Origin of the sequence: Trichococcus flocculiformis (assembly GCF_900113645.1) — a bacterium.
GTDB lineage: Bacteria > Bacillota > Bacilli > Lactobacillales > Aerococcaceae > Trichococcus > Trichococcus flocculiformis.
In genome coordinates this window covers 17,935-34,242 of record NZ_FOQC01000010.1, presented here as the reverse complement: position 1 = coordinate 34,242, position 16,308 = coordinate 17,935, and the positions used below count along the sequence as shown (strand labels likewise).

Here is a 16,308-nt window from a genome sequence, read left to right as displayed (position 1 = left end):
AGTATATCACAGAAAGAAAGGTGGATGAAATGGCCGAAATTACATGGGTCAAACTGACCATAAACATGTTTGACGATGAAAAAATCAGGCTCATAGAGGCGATGCCGGAAGCCGATGCCATCATCATCATATGGGTCCGGCTGTTGACGCTTGCGGGTAAAACGAATGATGACGGCAGAATCTACATCGATGAAGACCTGCCATATACAGACGAGATGCTATCCACGATTTTTAACAAGCCGCTAAACACTATCCGACTCGCGCTCGAAACATTCAAACGATTTAAAATGATTGATACCAGCGAGGGCGTCATCCTAATAACGAACTGGGAGAAACATCAGAACGTCGAGGCGATGTCCCGTGTGAAGCTGCAGAACGCAGAGAGGCAGAAACGCTATCGTGACAGGAAAAAAATCGAACAACTTAATATCGAAGATTTAGAAAAACGTGAGAGTAACGTTACGGACACGTTACCCGTAACGTCGCATCACGCAATAGATATAGAAGTAGATATAGAGAAAGATAAAGAAAAGAATATAAAAGATATAACGTCGACAAAATCCGGCAAGCGGATTTATGACGACACTTCTCCTTATCTTCAACTCTCGGAATATCTCTTTTCAAAAATGCTCTTGAATAACCCAGAAGCCAAAAAGCCAAACATGCAGTCCTGGGCCGATGAACTCAGGAAGATGGTGGAACTGGACGGCCGTACGATAGAGCAGGTGAAAGGCATGATCGAATGGAGCCAGGCTGACGACTTTTGGAAGATCAATGTCCTCTGCACGAAGAAGTTGCGTGAAAAGTATGATCAGATGCGTGTGGCTGCCAATGCCAATTACAAGAAACGGAAAACGGAGAAGATGCCGGAATGGGCAGAGACCCCGCGTGACGTTACGGAGACCGCTCCGGACCCTGATCAGCAGCGAGCAGTGCAGGAACGCATCGCACGGCTGAAATCTTCCGGAAAGAATAGCGAAGCCGGATGAAGAAACGGCATAGAAAAAAAGCCCTGGACAAACTTCTGGCCAAAGCAGAAAGAGAAATGGCCGAGGATGCATCCAGACTGGCTCAAATCAATGATGACGGCAGCATAAACCGGCTTGCTGAAGTTCTGGCCAGAAGGACAAACGCTTTTGGCCAAACAGAAATGATCATTCGTATGGATGCATCCATCCCCGAATATCTTTTTGACAGACTGGTGGATGCAAACGGCGACTTGTTCGGCGAGTTCCGACTCTTTGATAGCCGAGTGATTACCGCGAAGCAGCGCAAATACATAAACGCTTTATGCAGGGACATCAAGGAGTACACCGGAGACGAAAGCATAGACCAGGTGCGAGAGGACCGGAAACGGGAATTCATGGAACTGCATCAGGTCCCGTACTTCAGCACATCGGAACTGCAGGTGAACTGCTCCGTAGAAGTCGCAAGCAAGTTTATCTCTTATATCGTCGATTTTTGCCTCGACAATGATATTGGTTTGGCAGAATCTCCGCTCAATTACGTTGATGACATCAAGCACTATCTGATCAAGTGCCTCTGGACAAGGAAATGTGCACTATGCGGTAAAAAAGGGCAGGTCCATCACGTGGATGCAATTGGGGCCGGCCGCAACAGAAAGAAGATTGATCACACAAAGCATCACTTGATGTGCTTATGCATCGGCTGCCATGAAGAATCACACAAGATAGGTCAGCAAACCTTCATGCGAAAGCATCATGTTGTTGGTGTCATCATGAATCAAGAGCAGTATGAAAAATTGAATTACAGGGGGTAATACGGGATGGCTAAAGTAATTATGACTGACTGCATTCGGAATAAAGTGGTGGGTGTATTTGAAAATACTTCCGATGCTCTGAAATACGCAAAGCAGGAAGGTATCCAAGTCGTAAGCTTTGAGACCCATAAGGAGTGATGATGTGCCAAGAAAGAGTATATTTTCCGAAGAGGAAGCCGCTTTCATAGTCGAAAATATCGACGGCCGACGCAATGCTGAAATGATTCAGCTACTCAAAGAGGAGTTCGGAAAAGAAGTTAGCGTGAAACAATTTCAAAACTGGCGCACGAATCATGGCGTAAAGAGCAAGACTGAGCTTCCGGGATGGAAGAAAGGGCTTAAGGCCGGTGTTGATTTCAAGATTAAAAAGCAACAGAGGAACTTCCTGCCAATCGGAACAGAGAGAATAAGCGTTCGTGGTATAGCCGAAGTGAAGACCGGCCCGCTAACCTGGAAGCAAAAGCATCGGATCATCTGGGAAGAAGTAAACGGCCCGCTGCCGGATGACTGCTGCATCCTGTTCGCCAACGATGATAAGACGGATTTCGCGATAGAAAACCTGGTATGCATCACGCGGAGAGAGCTGGCTGTACTGAATAAACGGAAATTTGATTATTACGACAAAGAAACAAAAGAAACCGCCTTATTGCTGACAAAAATCGCAATAAAAAGGAGTGACCTGAAAAAAGATGCTGACAAACGCTAAAATTGACGAACTATTCGGCATAAAGGAGTCGTACCAGGCGCCTGATGTGCTGATGAAGGTGCTTTTCGATAAAAGAAAACGCGAAGAACTATTCAAGAAATTCCTGGAACACGAGGTGAATCTAGATAACGATTGGTTTCACATCTATTTCGAGGAAGAGCATTCAAACAAAGCTAAATTGAATCAAGATTTTACACCGATGGCGGTCGCGAGTGTCCTATCGCAATTGGCCGGCAATGGCCCGGGAATGAACCTGGATGTAGCGGCCGGAAGCGGAGGCATCACAATTAAAAAGTGGGTGGATGATAAGATGGCAATCGGATTTTTCGAGTATCGGCCATCTCTATGCTTCTACCAATGCGAGGAACTATCTGACAGGGCGCTTCCGTTCCTGTTGTTCAATCTGGCCATAAGAGGAATGAACGCAGCTGTGCTTCACGGTGACACGCTGACAAGGAAGTTCAAACAGGTCTATTTCCTCCAAAATGATGAGGATGGCTATACGACATTTAGCAGTATCAATATCATGCCGCACTCTGATGCATGCAAAAACTATTTCAACGTGAACGAATGGCTGGAAGAACCTATCCAGCACATTGAAAGCGTCGGATCAGAAACGCGCTATCTTTACCAGGGTCCGGAAGAGGAAGAGCAGTTAAGCCTGTTCTGAAAGGGGATTAAGAATTGGCAAGAAAAAAGAAAAATGAACAGCTGTTCGCCGATTATTTCGAAGAGTGGATCGATACATATAAGGTCGGGGCTGTTAGGGATGTGACGCTGAAGAAATATCGAATGACAAACCGGACGCTGAGGCAGCTTGCTCCAACGTTAAAAATCAGCCAACTGGATCGGAGGACCTATCAGCGCATCATCAATGAATATGCATTAACCCACGAGAAGCAGACGACGATGGACTTTCATCATCAGGTTAAGGGATGCATCATGGATTTGTTCCACGAAGGACAAATAGAAAGGGATCCGACTTATAAAGCCGTGATAAAAGGGAAGACGCCTGCTCCGAAGAAAAAGAAATGGCTCAATGTGGATGAGGCGAAGCGACTGGTGAACAGTTTGAATTTCAGCCAGGAAATAAACATGGACTGGTTCGTGGTCATCGCTTTAAAAACGGGTTTGAGATTCTCCGAGTTACTCGCTCTGACGCCGAATGATTTTGATTTCCGATCGAACACACTGAACGTAAACAAGACCTGGTCTTATAAAACATCGAACGGTTGTTTCGATCTCACGAAGAACAAGTCATCGATTCGGAAAATCGCCATCGACTGGCAGATAGTCGGGCAGTTTGCGCCGGTAATCAAGGACCTTCCGCCGGATGAACCGATATTTGTGGAAAAATTCGAAAACGGCCAATACAAGCGGGTTTTTAATTCAACGGTGAATTATTTTTTGAAAAGGAAATGCGAAGAAGCCGGAGTAACGGTGATAACCGTCCACGCCCTGCGTCACACGCATGCATCCATCCTTTTGAATGCAGGAGTGACAATCCACTCAATAGCGGACAGGTTGGGGCATTCGAGTGTTTCCACTACCCAAGAAACCTATACGCATATCATCGATGAGCTGGCATCGAAGGACAATCAAGTGATGATCGGCGCACTTACGGCGATAGGATAGGAGGAAAACATGAAAAGACAGAATCTGGGGGATTTGAACGGCTATTTGTTTGAACAACTGGAAAGGCTGAATGAGCCTGACATGTCAGAAGCTGAGTTAAGGCTTGAATTTGAACGGTCTGTGAGGGTCGAAGGTGTAGCGAGTGAAATAGTTAAAGTAGGACGGCTCGCGCTGGATGCGCAAAAAGCCATGAGCAGCATGTCAGATGTGATTAATCCTACTCTTCCGCCGATGCTTGAAGCTGACACGGCTGACACTATTAATTGAGGTTGTGGATGAGATGGTACAGCAATATAAAGTGATTGGAATGGAATCTGGAAAGATCCTATTCAGCTGTTTGCCGATGCGCTGAGAACAGGGGGACGGGAAGAATGAGCAGAGAGATTAAGTTTCGCGGTAAAACAAAAGATGGCCGATGGGTGCAAGGCGTTCCAATAAAAAATGGTTTCGGAAAATTGACGTTCATTTGCTTTGCGACGTCTGACCTACTTAGTTGCCCGATGGAGCAAATATATAAATTTTGCGTAGAGGTAGTTCCGGAAACAGTAACGCAGTACACCGGACTATATGACTCCACTGCCACAGAATTTTGTGAAGGTGATATTTTGGAAGACGACGGCGAGTATTGGAAAGTTGAGTTTTATGATGGCGCCTTTTGGGTAGTCGCTATAGGTGGCACTGCGGTAGCGGAACTTTTAATTGATAACGATTATATGGATTTAGTTGGGAACATTTACGAAAATCCGGAACTATTGGAGGATGCAGAATGAAAGATGCAATACTAGCCATATTAGCGGCTTTGCTTATTGTGACCAACTTAGAAAATTTGTTTTTGGATCAAGAAATAGAAAAACAGGCCGAATGGTATGAAACACGGCTCGAAGTCCAGGGAATGGAATACCGCGATGAATTGATCGACGTCCGGCAAGAACTGGCAAAGGTGCGGTTGGAGTTGAGTGGGAAACAATTCGAGTTTGACATGGCAACCAATCGGGTGGAGCAGTTGAATAAGGAAATCGGAGGTACCGCATATGAATCTGAATGAGGCTCTGCAGTTTATAAACAGCCTTGGCTACAAAATTAAAAAGCCCGAACGAATAGGTTTCTTCAAAAAAAGCTATTACATAATAGCTGAGCATGGTGGCAAAAAATATAGGTTCATGCTGGACAAAGGGAAGTTGCATAAGGAGATTCCGCTGAAGTCGGGAAACAGCTTTTGGGCCGAGTTGGAGGAAATCGGATGAGTGATACGTTCTTCCAAGAGAAAACTCGCGAACAGGTCCTTGAATGGCTCAGAGTTAAGTACGATAAAGGGTTCCGATATGTAGTCCGAGACTGCGTTAATGATACATGGCTTGTTATTTATTCCATGAAGCCAAAAAGATATATGGATGATGGATGCTGGGGATACCGGGAGAAAGATTTTGACAACATCGAATCAATGCCGGCTGAAATTATCCGAAATAGCGATATGCATGAAATCAGCTGGAACAATAGATCTCCAACTGATTTGGAAAAACTATTAAAGATTGGAGTGAAGTGATTTGATCAATAACGTCACCTTGGTAGGCCGTCTTACAAAAGATGTCGATTTACGCTATACATCCACCGGCACGGCAGTAGGAACATTCTCTCTTGCTGTAAACAGACAGTTTACGAACCAGGCAGGAGAAAGAGAAGCCGACTTCATCAGCTGTGTCATTTGGAGAAAATCTGCAGAGAATTTCGCGAATTTCACTCGTAAAGGCTCTTTAGTCGGCATAACCGGAAGGATCCAAACAAGAAATTATGATAATCAACAAGGGCAGCGCGTATACGTTACTGAAGTTGTTGCAGATAGCTTCACTCTCCTGGAGCCGAAGCAAACAACGGAGCAGCGGCCGCGGGAAAATACTTATAGGCAAGATCAGCCAAAAGAATCAAACGGGATGGATGCATCCAGCGATCCAGGATTTAATTACACGAACTTCGACAACTACGAGCCGGAGAATCCATTTTAGGAGGAAGAAGCATGAACAACATAGACTTTAATATCAGCGACCTTGCTGGTGGAGCAGTGCAGGAAAAGATAGACCAGGAAGTCCGAAAGATTGTGGCCAACATCCTGGATGTGAATACGGCATTCAAACCAAGCCGAAAATTGATCATCGACGTTGAGTTTTCTTCCGATTCCACTCGGCAAGTCATCGAGACAAATGTAACGGTCAAGAGTAAGCTTCAGCCATCGGAAAGTGTCTCCGCGCTTATGATGGCCGGTAGGGATGATTCAGGTTACATCCATGCAGCGGAACTAAAATCATCCGCACCTGGTCAAATGTTCTTCGATGCAAACGACAGCACGCTCAAGACGGATGTGGGAATCCCTGTAGAAGAAATCGAAGATGGCGGCATTATCGACTTTAATTCAAGAAAAATCAAATAAGGGACAGGTGAATAAAAATGGAAAACTTAAAAGACGCTTTGAAATATGTGGTTGATTTAAAAGATAACGAAGAGAAAATCGTGAGAAGTTACGAGGACAAGGAATATTTCGATGCAAAAGCACACGACTTGCGAGAATTGGATCCGCGTCGTTATCCGAAGCCTTTGGAACTTTCATCACTAACGAGCCTGGTTGAGTATATCCGTAAACAGCTGGATGAAACTGGAGAATATGCCAATCTGATCGTACATGTCACGGATCATGATGCTGTTGAAGTCAAGACGGAGCTGGATGATGAAAGCAGACGTCGGGTGTTGGCGGTGGTAAAAGCTATCACGCCTGAAATAAGATACAAGCACTTTATGGATGTGGAATCATTCAACATCATGATGCAGTCGAATTTCATTCCCGATGGCGATTATGACGTGGTGTTAAACTATGCATCGGCAATTAAGATTGATAAAGGGGCTGAGATAGCCGATAACGGCGTGTCTCAAGTAACGACCATAAAAACAGGTGTTTCTACACTGCAGCTTGCAAAAGCGCCAAACCCTGTAACTCTTAAGCCATATAGAACGTTCCATGAAGTCGATCAGCCGGAAAGTAAGTTCGTATTTAGAATCAACGATGCCCCTGGATGCGCCTTGTTTGAGGCTGACGGATGCATTTGGAGAGCGGCTGCCAAAGCAAGTATTGCCGAGTATCTGCATAATAACTTGATTGTTGAGCAGGGCGATAAAGCTGTCGATAATATCACGATTTTGGCATAGGGTGGGTTAACTATGAGAGAGAGCCGCGAATCCATCATGAAGATGAACATGGAAATAACTGATGATAGTACACAAAGTGCGCTTTAGACAATCAAACGTCGCGTGTACCAGGAGGACAGAGCATCATTCAATCACTTAAAAACGAAACACCCACGAGACTTCAGCATAACCGAAATACAGCTGCTTATGGCTATCGCTTACGACGGGCTAGAACTCAGGGAACGGTTAGAAAGAAAGATTGTCGGATCCATTCTTGAGTTGACAAGACTTGGATCACAAAGAAGTCCGAGAGCATCGTTCTTGAAAGAAATGAACGGTGTGTTAAAAGATGTGCGAGGGGACTATTCCAAGTAATTTAAAATAACGTCTATATTTCCATTCTGACGACTTTTAATGTCAGGATGGATAATCGGCCGGAAACATTCGGAATGTCCAAGACAGGAAAGAAAGCGAGTGTTTCAACTGGATATGGCAACGGATTAACACAGGACACTAAGGGGGGCTAAAGTATGACACAAGAGGAAGCAATCGAACATTTGAAAAGTGAAGGTTATGACCTTTTTTACATAGAGGATCGTCCGACAAAGATCATCATTTGTGGATGCACTGATAGACCTATCGGAAAGCAGTACAAGTTGGAAGACGGGAAACTCTACAAGCGGTCAGGCTATATGGGCCTGGAAGAAAAATGGGATGAAGAGCAAGAAATCAATGAAAAATTAAATAGTGTTAGAGAAAAGGAGAATAGCAAATGATTACAGCGCTAACGGCATTAATCGAAGAATGGGCAAGAGAAAGAGGTTTGGATGCAGCTGACCCAGCAAAGCAGATGCTTAAGCTAGGTGAGGAGTACGGGGAACTATGCCAGGGATTGGCAAAAGACAAGCCAGAGCAAGTAAAAGACTCCATAGGGGACATGTATGTTGTCCTCACGATCCTATCGCTGCAGTTAGGGCTAAGCGTTGGAGAGTGCATAGCAGGAGCTTATGCAGAAATCAAAGACCGTAAAGGGAAAATGATTGACGGCATTTTCGTCAAGGAAGCCGACTTATAAACTAAAGAAAAGATGGTGCTGCAGATGGATGAAGTGCTGTATTGGTTCGAAACCTTAAGTGGGAAGCATCCGGCAAAGCCTATTTACTCTATTAACTTCCGGTGGTTTGGGATGGATAGAGATGCAGAGCCGTGGGAAATAGACGCTATGAGCCTTGTGTTCATTGGTTATATGTCAAGGTCCGAATTCGATAAATGGATCTTAACTGAAGGGGCTAAGGGCTGATGGTTATCATTTATAGTCCGGACATTTAAAGGGTGGTGGTCGTCATCAGGTATCAATGGTTACAGGAGTACCAAAAGCTTGAAGAAGAAATTGAAATATTGAAATGGAAAATAAGGAAGTCAGAGATGGAACTGGAGAGATGGTACGACCCTAGAGACTTGGGGAAAGTCAAAATAACCAATGAATCCACTGCTGCCCACCTGGAAGAGTATATAAAACGAGACAGAGCCTTTCTCGGTGAGAAAGAATTGGCAATGGAAGCCTTGATGATTATGATTGAACGCTTCAAGGGTCTGGACAATCAGATACTGAAGATGAAATACATGGATGGTATGACTTTGAGGGAAATCGCTGAGGAGCTTAATTACAGTTATTCTTACATCATGGCGAAGCATGCATCTATGGTTAAGACGATTAAATTCGTAGAGGATTTGTAATCTACTATGATTCCATGGTGGAATCAAACTATGTAACTATTGTATTAAAAGAGTTATCTTAATAGCATAACAAATCGACGAAAGAGCAGCTGCTGATGTGGTTGCTCTTTTTCTATGCTCGTTGGCCAGTAAAAGAAAGGAGTGGGACATGGTAAGGCAAGACAAACAAGGACCCCATCGCGTTGCTTATGAGAAGAACAAGAAGGTGATATTCAAGACTCAGAACGTTTGTGGTATTTGCGGGAAGCAAGTGGACTTCTCCATCAAAGCTCCGGAGCCACTCAGCCCAGTCGTTGACCACATCATTCCAGTCTCAAAAGGCGGACATCCATCTGCCATGGAGAACCTGCAGCTTGCCCATTGGACGTGCAACAGACAGAAATCTGACAAAATGTTTTTAGCAAAGCAAGAAGCGCCTCAAGTGCTGGGAAATAGAAACCTTCCACAGAGCACAAATTGGGCCACTTATAAAGGCTGAGAATCAATGTGAAAGCAATTGAAGGCCTGCAGAAGAGGGGGGGTTGGTCCCTCCCGCCCTCTGCGCTCGCCATTCACGCCGTCACTGTACATATTTTCTCGCGCGAAATCGAAAGGAGGAAAATAATGAGCGAAAAAGGCATTGATTATTTAAGAAATAAGCTCAATGCACACAAAATCCGTGTGGATATGCGCTATAAGCAATACGCTATGCAGCACACCGAGCAAATGGTTGGGATTACAATTCCTCCAGAAATTCGCAGACGCTATCGATCGGTTATAGGTTGGTGTGCAAAGGGTGTTGACAGTTTAGCAGATCGATTGGTATTCCGGGAATTCGAAAATGATGATTTTGAAGTAAATGAAATTTTTAAAGTTAACAATCCGGATGTTTTTTTTGATAGCGTTGTATTATCGGCGTTAATTGCATCTTGTTCATTTGTTTATATTTCAAAAGGTGTGGACGATGAACCTCGCTTGCAAGTTGTCGGTGCAGGCGATGCAACAGGCGTTATCGATCCGATCACAGGGCTTTTAACTGAAGGTTATGCAGTGCTTGAAAGGGATGAAAATGGAGTTGCCACACTAGAAGCGCATTTTTTACCAGGACAAACGAACTATTACTACAAAGACAAAAATATTGAAGATATTTCTTTTTCACATAACTTTCCTCATCCTTTGCTGGTGCCGGTTATCCATCGACCAGACGAAGCGAGACCGTTTGGGCGTTCACGGATTTCAAGGGCAGGGATGTATTTCCAGCGGTACGCCAAAAGGACGCTTGAACGTGCAGATATAACAGCGGAATTTTATTCGTTCCCTCAAAAATATGTTACTGGCTTAAGTAATGATGCCGAACCTATGGAGAGTTGGAAGGCCACGGTTTCTTCGATGCTTCAGTTTACTAAAGACGACGACGGGGATAAACCGATACTTGGGCAGTTCACAACATCATCGATGTCACCTTTTACCGAACAGCTACGAACAGCAGCTGCAGGATTCGCCGGCGAAATGGGATTAACTTTGGATGATTTAGGGTTTGTCTCAGACAATCCATCAAGCGTTGAGGCGATTAAAGCAAGTCATGAAAATTTGAGGCTTGCAGGTCGCAAAGCGCAACGCAGTTTAGGGTCAGGTTTGTTAAACGTTGCATACATCGCAGCTTGTTTACGAGATGATTTCCCATACACTAGAAGCCAATTCATAAACACTACCCCAATGTGGGAGCCTCTATTCGAAGCGGATGCTAATACGCTGACCCTCGTCGGTGATGGCGTTATTAAAATAAATCAGGCGATTCCGGGATATATCGACGGAAAAGCGATCAGAAACTTAACCGGATTAAAAGGAGCCAATGCAAATGGATGATATAGTCCCTGGGCTACTGGAGAAAATCCAATCGCAATTTGACGAACGGACATATAACAGCGATAAGCTAAAAAAAGCGTTAAAGCTTATGAAGGTCAAAAAAGCTACTTATCTAGATGTGAATGACTTTGCTGTTGAGGTTGGTGAAATACTCGCAGATGTTCTTGGCCAAAATATAACGGCCAGCGTTTTGCCGAACGGCAACATGTATTTTAACATCGCTGATAGATTGTTAAATCCGACTATGCAAAAGAATTTTGAATTGATCACTGGCTTTGCTGGGGATGTGCAAACGGATCTAAATCGTGCTGCTGGCATAAAGTTAAAGGCTCAGATTCCTGGTATTAGCCAAGATCGGATTGATGGAATTGTGAACCGTATATCATCTGATCCTGATTTTGAAAAAGTGAAGTGGCTATTGGATGAACCGATTGTCAATTTTAGCCAAAGCATTGTGGATGATGCGATTCGCGCCAACGCCACCTTTCATGCAAAGGCGGGACTAAGGCCGAAAATCACGCGCAGAGTTTCTGGTCGTGCTTGTGATTGGTGCCAAAAGCTAGCGGGAACATATGATTATGGAGGGGAGCCGAAAGATGTGTACCGCAGGCATGAAAGATGCAGATGCACCGTCGATTACAACCCGGGTGAAGGAAAGCGACAAAATGTCTGGACAAAAGCGTGGGTAGATCCTGAAAAAGACGCAAAGCTAAAAGCAAGGATGCAAATCGGAAAATGAAGGAGGTGATGGGTATGTTTGAGTTTGTCAAGAACTTCTTGTGGGGCACTTTTAATTGTCGCAATAAAGGAATTCCCATAATGCGATGGCATAGGGTTGGCTATTTTTATGCCATAGAATGCGCAAAATTAGAAAGGATGTAATCCAACATCCCAGCGACAGGGTTATCATGCGATCAAGATTGAGAGGGGATTCATATGACTACTAAAGCAAGATTTGGTAATCAATTTCCTACTCAATCGGTAATTTTGCCATATGTCAAAAGCCTCTATCAAGAAGCGATAGATTTTTATCACAAAACCAAGTGTAAATGCTATGAGTGGCAGCTGAATATGCTGAAGGCGATTATGGCCGTTGAAGATGATGGTTTGTGGGTGCACCAAAAATTCGGCTATTCGATTCCGCGACGAAATGGTAAGACTGAAGTTGTTTATATTATGGAACTTTGGGCGCTCGAAAACGGATTGAGCACTTTACATACCGCGCATCGCATCAGCACGTCGCATTCGTCTTTCGAAAAGTTAAAAAAATACTTGGAAGATTCTGGTTACGTTGAAGGTGAGGATTTCAATTCCATCAAAGCCAAGGGCCAAGAGCGGTTGGAGCTTTATAAATCAGGCGGAGTGATCCAATTCAGAACGAGAACATCCAGTGGTGGACTTGGTGAAGGTTTTGATCTTTTAGTGATTGACGAAGCGCAAGAATACACAACCGAACAAGAGTCAGCCTTGAAATACACCGTCACCGACAGTCACAATCCGATGACAATCATGTGCGGAACTCCTCCAACGCCTGTTTCAAGCGGCACCGTCTTTACTGATTACCGGGAAAAAACCTTGTTTGGCCAATCGAAATATGCAGGCTGGGCAGAATGGTCTGTTGAAGATATGACTAAAATTGACGATGTAGAAGCCTGGTACAATTCAAATCCTTCGATGGGCTACCACTTAAACGAGCGAAAAATCGAGGCGGAACTCGGGGAAGATGAGTTGGACCACAACATTCAGCGTCTGGGTTATTGGCCTAAATATAACCAAAAGTCGGCTATCTCAGCAAAAGAGTGGCAATACTTGAAGGTTAAGATGCTGCCGATTTTAAGAGGGCCGCTTTTTGTTGGTGTCAAATACGGAAACGATGGCGCAAACGTAGCGATGAGCGTCGCTGTTAAGACGCTTTCTGGAAAAATCTTCGTGGAAACGTTGGACTGTCAATCCATTCGAAACGGCAACCAATGGCTCATTAATTTCTTCAAGGAAGCGAACATCGAAAGTGTTGTAATCGACGGCCAAAGCGGGCAGAGTATTTTAACGAACGAAATGAAAGACTTCAGACTTAAAGCACCTGTTTTGCCAACGGTGAAAGAAATCATTAACGCCAACGCTTCTTGGGAACAAGGGATATATCAGAAAAACATTTGTCATGCTGGCCAACCCTCCTTGGAAAAAGTCGTAACTAACTGTGACAAGCGAAACATAGGCACAAGCGGTGGTTTTGGATATAAATCACAATTCGACGATATGGATATTTGTCTAATGGACAGCGCCCTATTAGCGCATTGGGCTTGCCATAACGCGAAGCCGAAGAAAAAACAACAAATCAGGTATTAAGCGACGCCATTCTCTATGGTCGTTGCTTTTTTAATACAAAATTACCGATACCGCCGGGTTAAGCGGGAGAAAGGAAGATAAAAATGGCAGACTTTACACCAATTACAACACAAGAGGAATTTGACAAGGCGGTACAAGCTAGAGTTTTAAGAGAGCAAGAGACTTTAGGCAAAAAGTATGCCGACTATGATCAAGTAAAGGCGCGAAATGCAGAACTAGAAACAGAAGTCGGGGCTTTGCAGGCAACCATAGAAGAGACGAACAATTCGGCTAAAACGCATGAGCAAACATTAGCTGATCTGAATGCAAAAATAGCAGGCTATGAAACTGCGAATTTGCGCACAAGAATCGCCTTGCAGAACGGATTGCCGTTTGATTTAGCCGACAGATTGGTTGGAACTGATGAGGATAGCATTAAGGCTGACGCGGAACGGTTAGCTGCATTTGTAGGCAAACAAACAACTCCACCACCTTTAAAAAATGCGGAACCTCCAATCGGCGAAGGAAAAGATGCAGCATACAAATCACTATTAGAAAACTTAAATTTAGAAGGAGAGTAAAACAATGACAACATTATCAAAAGGGAATTTATTTGATCCGGAATTAGTATCAGATTTAATTAACAAGGTGAAAGGAAAAAGTTCGCTGGCTGTTCTTTCTCAGCAGGTCCCAATACCTTTCAATGGGCAGAAAGAATTCACGTTTACTATGGATTCCGAAATCGACGTTGTTGCTGAAAATGGCAAAAAAACACACGGCGGCGTATCAATTGAACCATTAACAATCATTCCAATCAAAGTGGAATACGGCGCGCGCGTGTCCGACGAGTTCTTATTGGCTTCGGATGAAGAAAAGATCAGTATCATCAAATCTTTCAATGATGGATATGCTAAAAAACTAGCAAAAGGTTTAGATTTGATGGCAATGCATGGTGTTAACCCGCGGTCAGGTTTAGCATCTGCTGTTATTGGCACAAATCATTTCGATAACCGCGTAACACAAAATGTCACCTATACTTCAGCTACCCCAGACGATAATATCGAAGCGGCGGTTGCAATGATCCAAGCATCTGGCGGAGTAATTTCCGGTATGGCCATGTCTCCAACGTTCTCTGCCGCTTTGGCAGCGTATAAGGTAAATAACGTCAAGCAGTTCCCTGAGTTAGCCTGGGGAGCCAATCCAGGATCAATTAATGGCATTAAAAACGACATCAATGCCACGGTTTCGGCGTATAATAACGACCTTGTAATTTTAGGGGATTTCGCTGACAGCTTCAAATGGGGTTATGCAAAACAAATTCCGCTCGAAGTTATTAAATACGGTGATCCGGATAACTCTGGCCAAGACTTGAAAGGTTACAACCAAGTCTACCTGCGTTCTGAGACATACTTAGGATGGGGAATTATGGATGCCGAGAGCTTTGCGATTGTCAAAGGAGTGTAATTATGAAATATAAAAACACACGAACAGGGGCTGTAATTGACAGCCTCTGTAATATTTCTGGTAAATATTGGGTAAAAGTCGAAGAACGTACCAGCGACGAAGAAAAAGTAAAAATCGAAGATAATGGCAGCGGCGAAGGGAAAGTAAACACTGATGAACCTGATAAAGTAACGGATATCCCGGATGTGAAGCAAAATGTTGATGAGGTCGTTGAAGAAATTGACGACAGCGCAGATGGGATTGACGGGATCACAGTTAAGCAAATCAAACAAGAGCTTGATGCTTTTGGCATTAAGTACGATCCTAGGTTGAAGAAACAAGAGTTGTATGAATTAATGCTTAATGGGAAGTGATCATTATGTCATCTTTTGCAAAAATCAGTGACGTAGAGACATTATGGCGCTATTTAAAGCAGGATGAAACGGACAGGGCAAGCTTTCTGCTTGAGGTAGTGTCCGACTCATTGCGTGTTGAAGCGGAAAAGGTCGGCAAGGACTTGGATGCGATGGTATTAAAGAGTGCTGCATATGCAAATGTAGTTAAGTCTGTCGCTGTCGATATCGTTGCCAGAACATTAATGACGTCCACAGATCAAGAGCCTATGACACAATTTAACCAGACCGCCCTGGGCTATTCTGCCTCAGGGTCTTTTCTGGTACCTGGTGGCGGCTTATTTATAAAAAAATCTGAATTAGCTAGATTGGGTTTACGCAGACAGAGATATGGGGTGATTAACCTTTATGGCGATAATTAAAGGTATAACGGTGACTCTGATCGGGAAGGAATTTGCCGGTACAGATCCATTCGGAGCGCCTATTTTTGAAGACAAGGAAATACTAGTGAATAACGTCCTGCTCAGCCCGACATCCGCTGAAGATGTCATTAACCAACTCACTATCACCGGTAAAAGAGCGGTCTATACGCTTGCCATTCCTAAGGGCGATGAAAATGCGTGGGAAGATCAAGAAGTACATTTCTTCGGTGAAAAATGGCGTGTTTTTGGCATTCCTTTGCAAGGCATCGATGAACTTATCCCTCTTGCTTGGAATAAGAAAGTGATGGTGGAACGATATGATTAGTAAATTTGAGCTAAACCGAAAAGGTGTGGCAGAATTAATGAAATCCGACGGGATGCAAGCGGTTCTGAATGATCGTGCATCCGCAATTCGCAAGCGCTGCGGAGACGGATATGAGCAAGATATTTACGTCGGAAAAAACAGGGCAAACGCAAGGGTAAGCGCAGGAACTGCCAAAGCTAAAAAAGATAATTTGAATAACAACACATTACTAAAGGCGGTAAAATAAATGATTGAGACAATTATTAAAAACCGTCTAGCCTCAGAGCTGAATGTCGAAGTTTTTCTTGAAAAACCGAGTTCAAAAATCGAAAGTTATGTTGTTTTGGAAAAAACAAGCAGCGGCAAGAGAAATCATTTGCCGACTGCTGTTTTTGCGTTCCAAAGCTACGCGAAGAGCCTATATGCTGCAGCGGAACTGAACGAAAGAGTAAAAATGGCAGTAGAAAGCTTAATTTTGCTGGATGAAATTAGAGGAGTCAGCTTAAACAGTGACTATAATTTCACCGATACAACAACAAAAGAATACCGGTATCAAGCTGTATTTGATATCGGACATTATTAGGGGG

The 16,308-nt window shown here is 43.9% G+C and carries 28 protein-coding genes; all 28 read left to right on the top strand.

Going from position 1 to position 16,308, the window contains the following annotated elements; all coding sequences use genetic code 11:
* The first annotated feature begins 29 nt into the window (after positions 1-29).
* The 28 genes from BMZ71_RS05825 to BMZ71_RS05690 all read left to right on the top strand — a co-directional run bounded on the left by BMZ71_RS05825 (position 30) and on the right by BMZ71_RS05690 (position 16,304).
* Entirely contained in the window at positions 30-989 is a 960-nt protein-coding gene (locus BMZ71_RS05825) for a phage replisome organizer N-terminal domain-containing protein (RefSeq protein ID WP_177187514.1), read from the top strand.
* The gene (locus BMZ71_RS05820) at positions 986-1,780 is read left to right on the top strand and encodes a putative HNHc nuclease (RefSeq protein WP_086988144.1); all 795 of its coding nucleotides are present in this window, start codon (positions 986-988) and stop codon (positions 1,778-1,780) included. Before BMZ71_RS05825 ends, BMZ71_RS05820 begins: the two co-directional genes overlap by 4 nt.
* A 6-nt stretch (positions 1,781-1,786) precedes the next feature.
* Complete coding sequence (locus BMZ71_RS15430; protein ID WP_256957848.1) at positions 1,787-1,918, top strand: hypothetical protein; 132 nt, start codon at positions 1,787-1,789, stop codon at positions 1,916-1,918.
* Positions 1,919-1,922: 4 nt separating this feature from the next.
* Entirely contained in the window at positions 1,923-2,486 is a 564-nt protein-coding gene (locus BMZ71_RS05815; protein ID WP_086988143.1) for an HNH endonuclease signature motif containing protein, read from the top strand.
* Positions 2,470-3,156, top strand: a complete 687-nt coding sequence (locus tag BMZ71_RS05810; RefSeq protein ID WP_086988142.1) for a DNA methyltransferase family protein — start codon at positions 2,470-2,472, stop codon at positions 3,154-3,156. The genes BMZ71_RS05815 and BMZ71_RS05810 overlap by 17 nt, the downstream gene beginning before the upstream one ends.
* A gap of 14 nt (positions 3,157-3,170) precedes the next feature.
* Positions 3,171-4,121: a tyrosine-type recombinase/integrase gene (locus BMZ71_RS05805; RefSeq protein WP_086988141.1), complete on the top strand. Its 951-nt coding sequence runs from the start codon at positions 3,171-3,173 to the stop codon at positions 4,119-4,121.
* Positions 4,122-4,130: 9 nt separating this feature from the next.
* Positions 4,131-4,388, top strand: coding sequence for a hypothetical protein (locus tag BMZ71_RS05800; RefSeq protein ID WP_086988140.1), 258 nt, complete (start codon positions 4,131-4,133; stop codon positions 4,386-4,388).
* 104 nt (positions 4,389-4,492) lie between these two features.
* Positions 4,493-4,891, top strand: a complete 399-nt coding sequence (locus tag BMZ71_RS05795) for a YopX family protein (RefSeq protein WP_086988139.1) — start codon at positions 4,493-4,495, stop codon at positions 4,889-4,891.
* The gene (locus tag BMZ71_RS05790; protein WP_086988138.1) at positions 4,888-5,166 is read left to right on the top strand and encodes a hypothetical protein; all 279 of its coding nucleotides are present in this window, start codon (positions 4,888-4,890) and stop codon (positions 5,164-5,166) included. Before BMZ71_RS05795 ends, BMZ71_RS05790 begins: the two co-directional genes overlap by 4 nt.
* Complete coding sequence (locus tag BMZ71_RS05785; protein WP_086988137.1) at positions 5,153-5,365, top strand: hypothetical protein; 213 nt, start codon at positions 5,153-5,155, stop codon at positions 5,363-5,365. The genes BMZ71_RS05790 and BMZ71_RS05785 overlap by 14 nt, the downstream gene beginning before the upstream one ends.
* The gene (locus BMZ71_RS05780) at positions 5,362-5,664 is read left to right on the top strand and encodes a hypothetical protein (protein WP_086988136.1); all 303 of its coding nucleotides are present in this window, start codon (positions 5,362-5,364) and stop codon (positions 5,662-5,664) included. The genes BMZ71_RS05785 and BMZ71_RS05780 overlap by 4 nt, the downstream gene beginning before the upstream one ends.
* A gap of 1 nt (position 5,665) precedes the next feature.
* Positions 5,666-6,121: a single-stranded DNA-binding protein gene (gene ssb / locus BMZ71_RS05775; protein ID WP_086988135.1), complete on the top strand. Its 456-nt coding sequence runs from the start codon at positions 5,666-5,668 to the stop codon at positions 6,119-6,121.
* A gap of 11 nt (positions 6,122-6,132) precedes the next feature.
* Entirely contained in the window at positions 6,133-6,543 is a 411-nt protein-coding gene (locus BMZ71_RS05770) for a hypothetical protein (protein ID WP_086988134.1), read from the top strand.
* A gap of 17 nt (positions 6,544-6,560) precedes the next feature.
* A complete protein-coding gene (locus tag BMZ71_RS05765) occupies positions 6,561-7,313 on the top strand; it encodes a hypothetical protein (RefSeq protein ID WP_086988133.1) in 753 nt (250 codons plus the stop codon).
* A 509-nt stretch (positions 7,314-7,822) separates the two neighbouring features.
* Positions 7,823-8,068, top strand: a complete 246-nt coding sequence (locus BMZ71_RS05760) for a hypothetical protein (protein WP_086988132.1) — start codon at positions 7,823-7,825, stop codon at positions 8,066-8,068.
* Positions 8,065-8,367: a MazG-like family protein gene (locus BMZ71_RS05755; RefSeq protein ID WP_086988131.1), complete on the top strand. Its 303-nt coding sequence runs from the start codon at positions 8,065-8,067 to the stop codon at positions 8,365-8,367. The genes BMZ71_RS05760 and BMZ71_RS05755 overlap by 4 nt, the downstream gene beginning before the upstream one ends.
* 350 nt (positions 8,368-8,717) lie before the next feature.
* Complete coding sequence (locus BMZ71_RS05745; RefSeq protein ID WP_218142770.1) at positions 8,718-9,029, top strand: hypothetical protein; 312 nt, start codon at positions 8,718-8,720, stop codon at positions 9,027-9,029.
* 148 nt (positions 9,030-9,177) lie between these two features.
* Complete coding sequence (locus BMZ71_RS05740) at positions 9,178-9,507, top strand: HNH endonuclease (RefSeq protein ID WP_086988129.1); 330 nt, start codon at positions 9,178-9,180, stop codon at positions 9,505-9,507.
* Between the two features lie 125 nt (positions 9,508-9,632).
* Complete coding sequence (locus tag BMZ71_RS05735; protein WP_086988128.1) at positions 9,633-10,874, top strand: phage portal protein; 1,242 nt, start codon at positions 9,633-9,635, stop codon at positions 10,872-10,874.
* A complete protein-coding gene (locus BMZ71_RS05730; RefSeq protein ID WP_086988127.1) occupies positions 10,867-11,613 on the top strand; it encodes a hypothetical protein in 747 nt (248 codons plus the stop codon). Before BMZ71_RS05735 ends, BMZ71_RS05730 begins: the two co-directional genes overlap by 8 nt.
* Positions 11,614-11,810: 197 nt before the next feature.
* On the top strand, positions 11,811-13,220 hold the full coding sequence (locus BMZ71_RS05725) for a DEAD/DEAH box helicase family protein (protein ID WP_086988126.1): 1,410 nt from the start codon (positions 11,811-11,813) through the stop codon (positions 13,218-13,220).
* Positions 13,221-13,303: 83 nt separating this feature from the next.
* Positions 13,304-13,780, top strand: coding sequence for a capsid assembly scaffolding protein Gp46 family protein (locus BMZ71_RS05720; RefSeq protein ID WP_086988125.1), 477 nt, complete (start codon positions 13,304-13,306; stop codon positions 13,778-13,780).
* 4 nt (positions 13,781-13,784) lie between these two features.
* On the top strand, positions 13,785-14,663 hold the full coding sequence (locus BMZ71_RS05715; protein ID WP_086988124.1) for a phage major capsid family protein: 879 nt from the start codon (positions 13,785-13,787) through the stop codon (positions 14,661-14,663).
* A gap of 2 nt (positions 14,664-14,665) precedes the next feature.
* A complete protein-coding gene (locus BMZ71_RS05710) occupies positions 14,666-15,016 on the top strand; it encodes a hypothetical protein (RefSeq protein ID WP_086988123.1) in 351 nt (116 codons plus the stop codon).
* A 5-nt stretch (positions 15,017-15,021) separates the two neighbouring features.
* Positions 15,022-15,417: a phage Gp19/Gp15/Gp42 family protein gene (locus BMZ71_RS05705; RefSeq protein WP_086988122.1), complete on the top strand. Its 396-nt coding sequence runs from the start codon at positions 15,022-15,024 to the stop codon at positions 15,415-15,417.
* Complete coding sequence (locus tag BMZ71_RS05700) at positions 15,404-15,742, top strand: hypothetical protein (protein ID WP_086988121.1); 339 nt, start codon at positions 15,404-15,406, stop codon at positions 15,740-15,742. Before BMZ71_RS05705 ends, BMZ71_RS05700 begins: the two co-directional genes overlap by 14 nt.
* The gene (locus BMZ71_RS05695) at positions 15,735-15,968 is read left to right on the top strand and encodes a hypothetical protein (RefSeq protein WP_370684623.1); all 234 of its coding nucleotides are present in this window, start codon (positions 15,735-15,737) and stop codon (positions 15,966-15,968) included. Before BMZ71_RS05700 ends, BMZ71_RS05695 begins: the two co-directional genes overlap by 8 nt.
* Positions 15,969-16,304, top strand: coding sequence for a hypothetical protein (locus tag BMZ71_RS05690; RefSeq protein WP_086988120.1), 336 nt, complete (start codon positions 15,969-15,971; stop codon positions 16,302-16,304).
* Positions 16,305-16,308 lie beyond the last annotated feature (4 nt).

Excerpts from the sequence above, each read along its gene's own strand:
- BMZ71_RS05730 (WP_086988127.1), top strand. The coding sequence starts at position 10,867 with ATGGATGATATAGTCCCTGGGCTACTGGAGAAAATCCAATCGCAATTT.
- BMZ71_RS15430 (WP_256957848.1), top strand. The coding sequence starts at position 1,787 with ATGGCTAAAGTAATTATGACTGACTGCATTCGGAATAAAGTGGTGGGT.
- BMZ71_RS05720 (WP_086988125.1), top strand. The coding sequence starts at position 13,304 with ATGGCAGACTTTACACCAATTACAACACAAGAGGAATTTGACAAGGCG.
- BMZ71_RS05725 (WP_086988126.1), top strand. The coding sequence starts at position 11,811 with ATGACTACTAAAGCAAGATTTGGTAATCAATTTCCTACTCAATCGGTA.
- BMZ71_RS05810 (WP_086988142.1), top strand. The coding sequence starts at position 2,470 with ATGCTGACAAACGCTAAAATTGACGAACTATTCGGCATAAAGGAGTCG.
- BMZ71_RS05755 (WP_086988131.1), top strand. The coding sequence starts at position 8,065 with ATGATTACAGCGCTAACGGCATTAATCGAAGAATGGGCAAGAGAAAGA.
- BMZ71_RS05790 (WP_086988138.1), top strand. The coding sequence starts at position 4,888 with ATGAAAGATGCAATACTAGCCATATTAGCGGCTTTGCTTATTGTGACC.
- BMZ71_RS05705 (WP_086988122.1), top strand. The coding sequence starts at position 15,022 with ATGTCATCTTTTGCAAAAATCAGTGACGTAGAGACATTATGGCGCTAT.
- BMZ71_RS05785 (WP_086988137.1), top strand. The coding sequence starts at position 5,153 with ATGAATCTGAATGAGGCTCTGCAGTTTATAAACAGCCTTGGCTACAAA.
- BMZ71_RS05700 (WP_086988121.1), top strand. The coding sequence starts at position 15,404 with ATGGCGATAATTAAAGGTATAACGGTGACTCTGATCGGGAAGGAATTT.
- BMZ71_RS05695 (WP_370684623.1), top strand. The coding sequence starts at position 15,735 with ATGATTAGTAAATTTGAGCTAAACCGAAAAGGTGTGGCAGAATTAATG.
- BMZ71_RS05710 (WP_086988123.1), top strand. The coding sequence starts at position 14,666 with ATGAAATATAAAAACACACGAACAGGGGCTGTAATTGACAGCCTCTGT.
- BMZ71_RS05690 (WP_086988120.1), top strand. The coding sequence starts at position 15,969 with ATGATTGAGACAATTATTAAAAACCGTCTAGCCTCAGAGCTGAATGTC.
- BMZ71_RS05765 (WP_086988133.1), top strand. The coding sequence starts at position 6,561 with ATGGAAAACTTAAAAGACGCTTTGAAATATGTGGTTGATTTAAAAGAT.
- BMZ71_RS05760 (WP_086988132.1), top strand. The coding sequence starts at position 7,823 with ATGACACAAGAGGAAGCAATCGAACATTTGAAAAGTGAAGGTTATGAC.
- BMZ71_RS05770 (WP_086988134.1), top strand. The coding sequence starts at position 6,133 with ATGAACAACATAGACTTTAATATCAGCGACCTTGCTGGTGGAGCAGTG.
- BMZ71_RS05780 (WP_086988136.1), top strand. The coding sequence starts at position 5,362 with ATGAGTGATACGTTCTTCCAAGAGAAAACTCGCGAACAGGTCCTTGAA.
- BMZ71_RS05735 (WP_086988128.1), top strand. The coding sequence starts at position 9,633 with ATGAGCGAAAAAGGCATTGATTATTTAAGAAATAAGCTCAATGCACAC.
- BMZ71_RS05825 (WP_177187514.1), top strand. The coding sequence starts at position 30 with ATGGCCGAAATTACATGGGTCAAACTGACCATAAACATGTTTGACGAT.
- BMZ71_RS05795 (WP_086988139.1), top strand. The coding sequence starts at position 4,493 with ATGAGCAGAGAGATTAAGTTTCGCGGTAAAACAAAAGATGGCCGATGG.
- BMZ71_RS05715 (WP_086988124.1), top strand. The coding sequence starts at position 13,785 with ATGACAACATTATCAAAAGGGAATTTATTTGATCCGGAATTAGTATCA.
- BMZ71_RS05800 (WP_086988140.1), top strand. The coding sequence starts at position 4,131 with ATGAAAAGACAGAATCTGGGGGATTTGAACGGCTATTTGTTTGAACAA.
- BMZ71_RS05745 (WP_218142770.1), top strand. The coding sequence starts at position 8,718 with ATGGAACTGGAGAGATGGTACGACCCTAGAGACTTGGGGAAAGTCAAA.
- BMZ71_RS05820 (WP_086988144.1), top strand. The coding sequence starts at position 986 with ATGAAGAAACGGCATAGAAAAAAAGCCCTGGACAAACTTCTGGCCAAA.
- BMZ71_RS05740 (WP_086988129.1), top strand. The coding sequence starts at position 9,178 with ATGGTAAGGCAAGACAAACAAGGACCCCATCGCGTTGCTTATGAGAAG.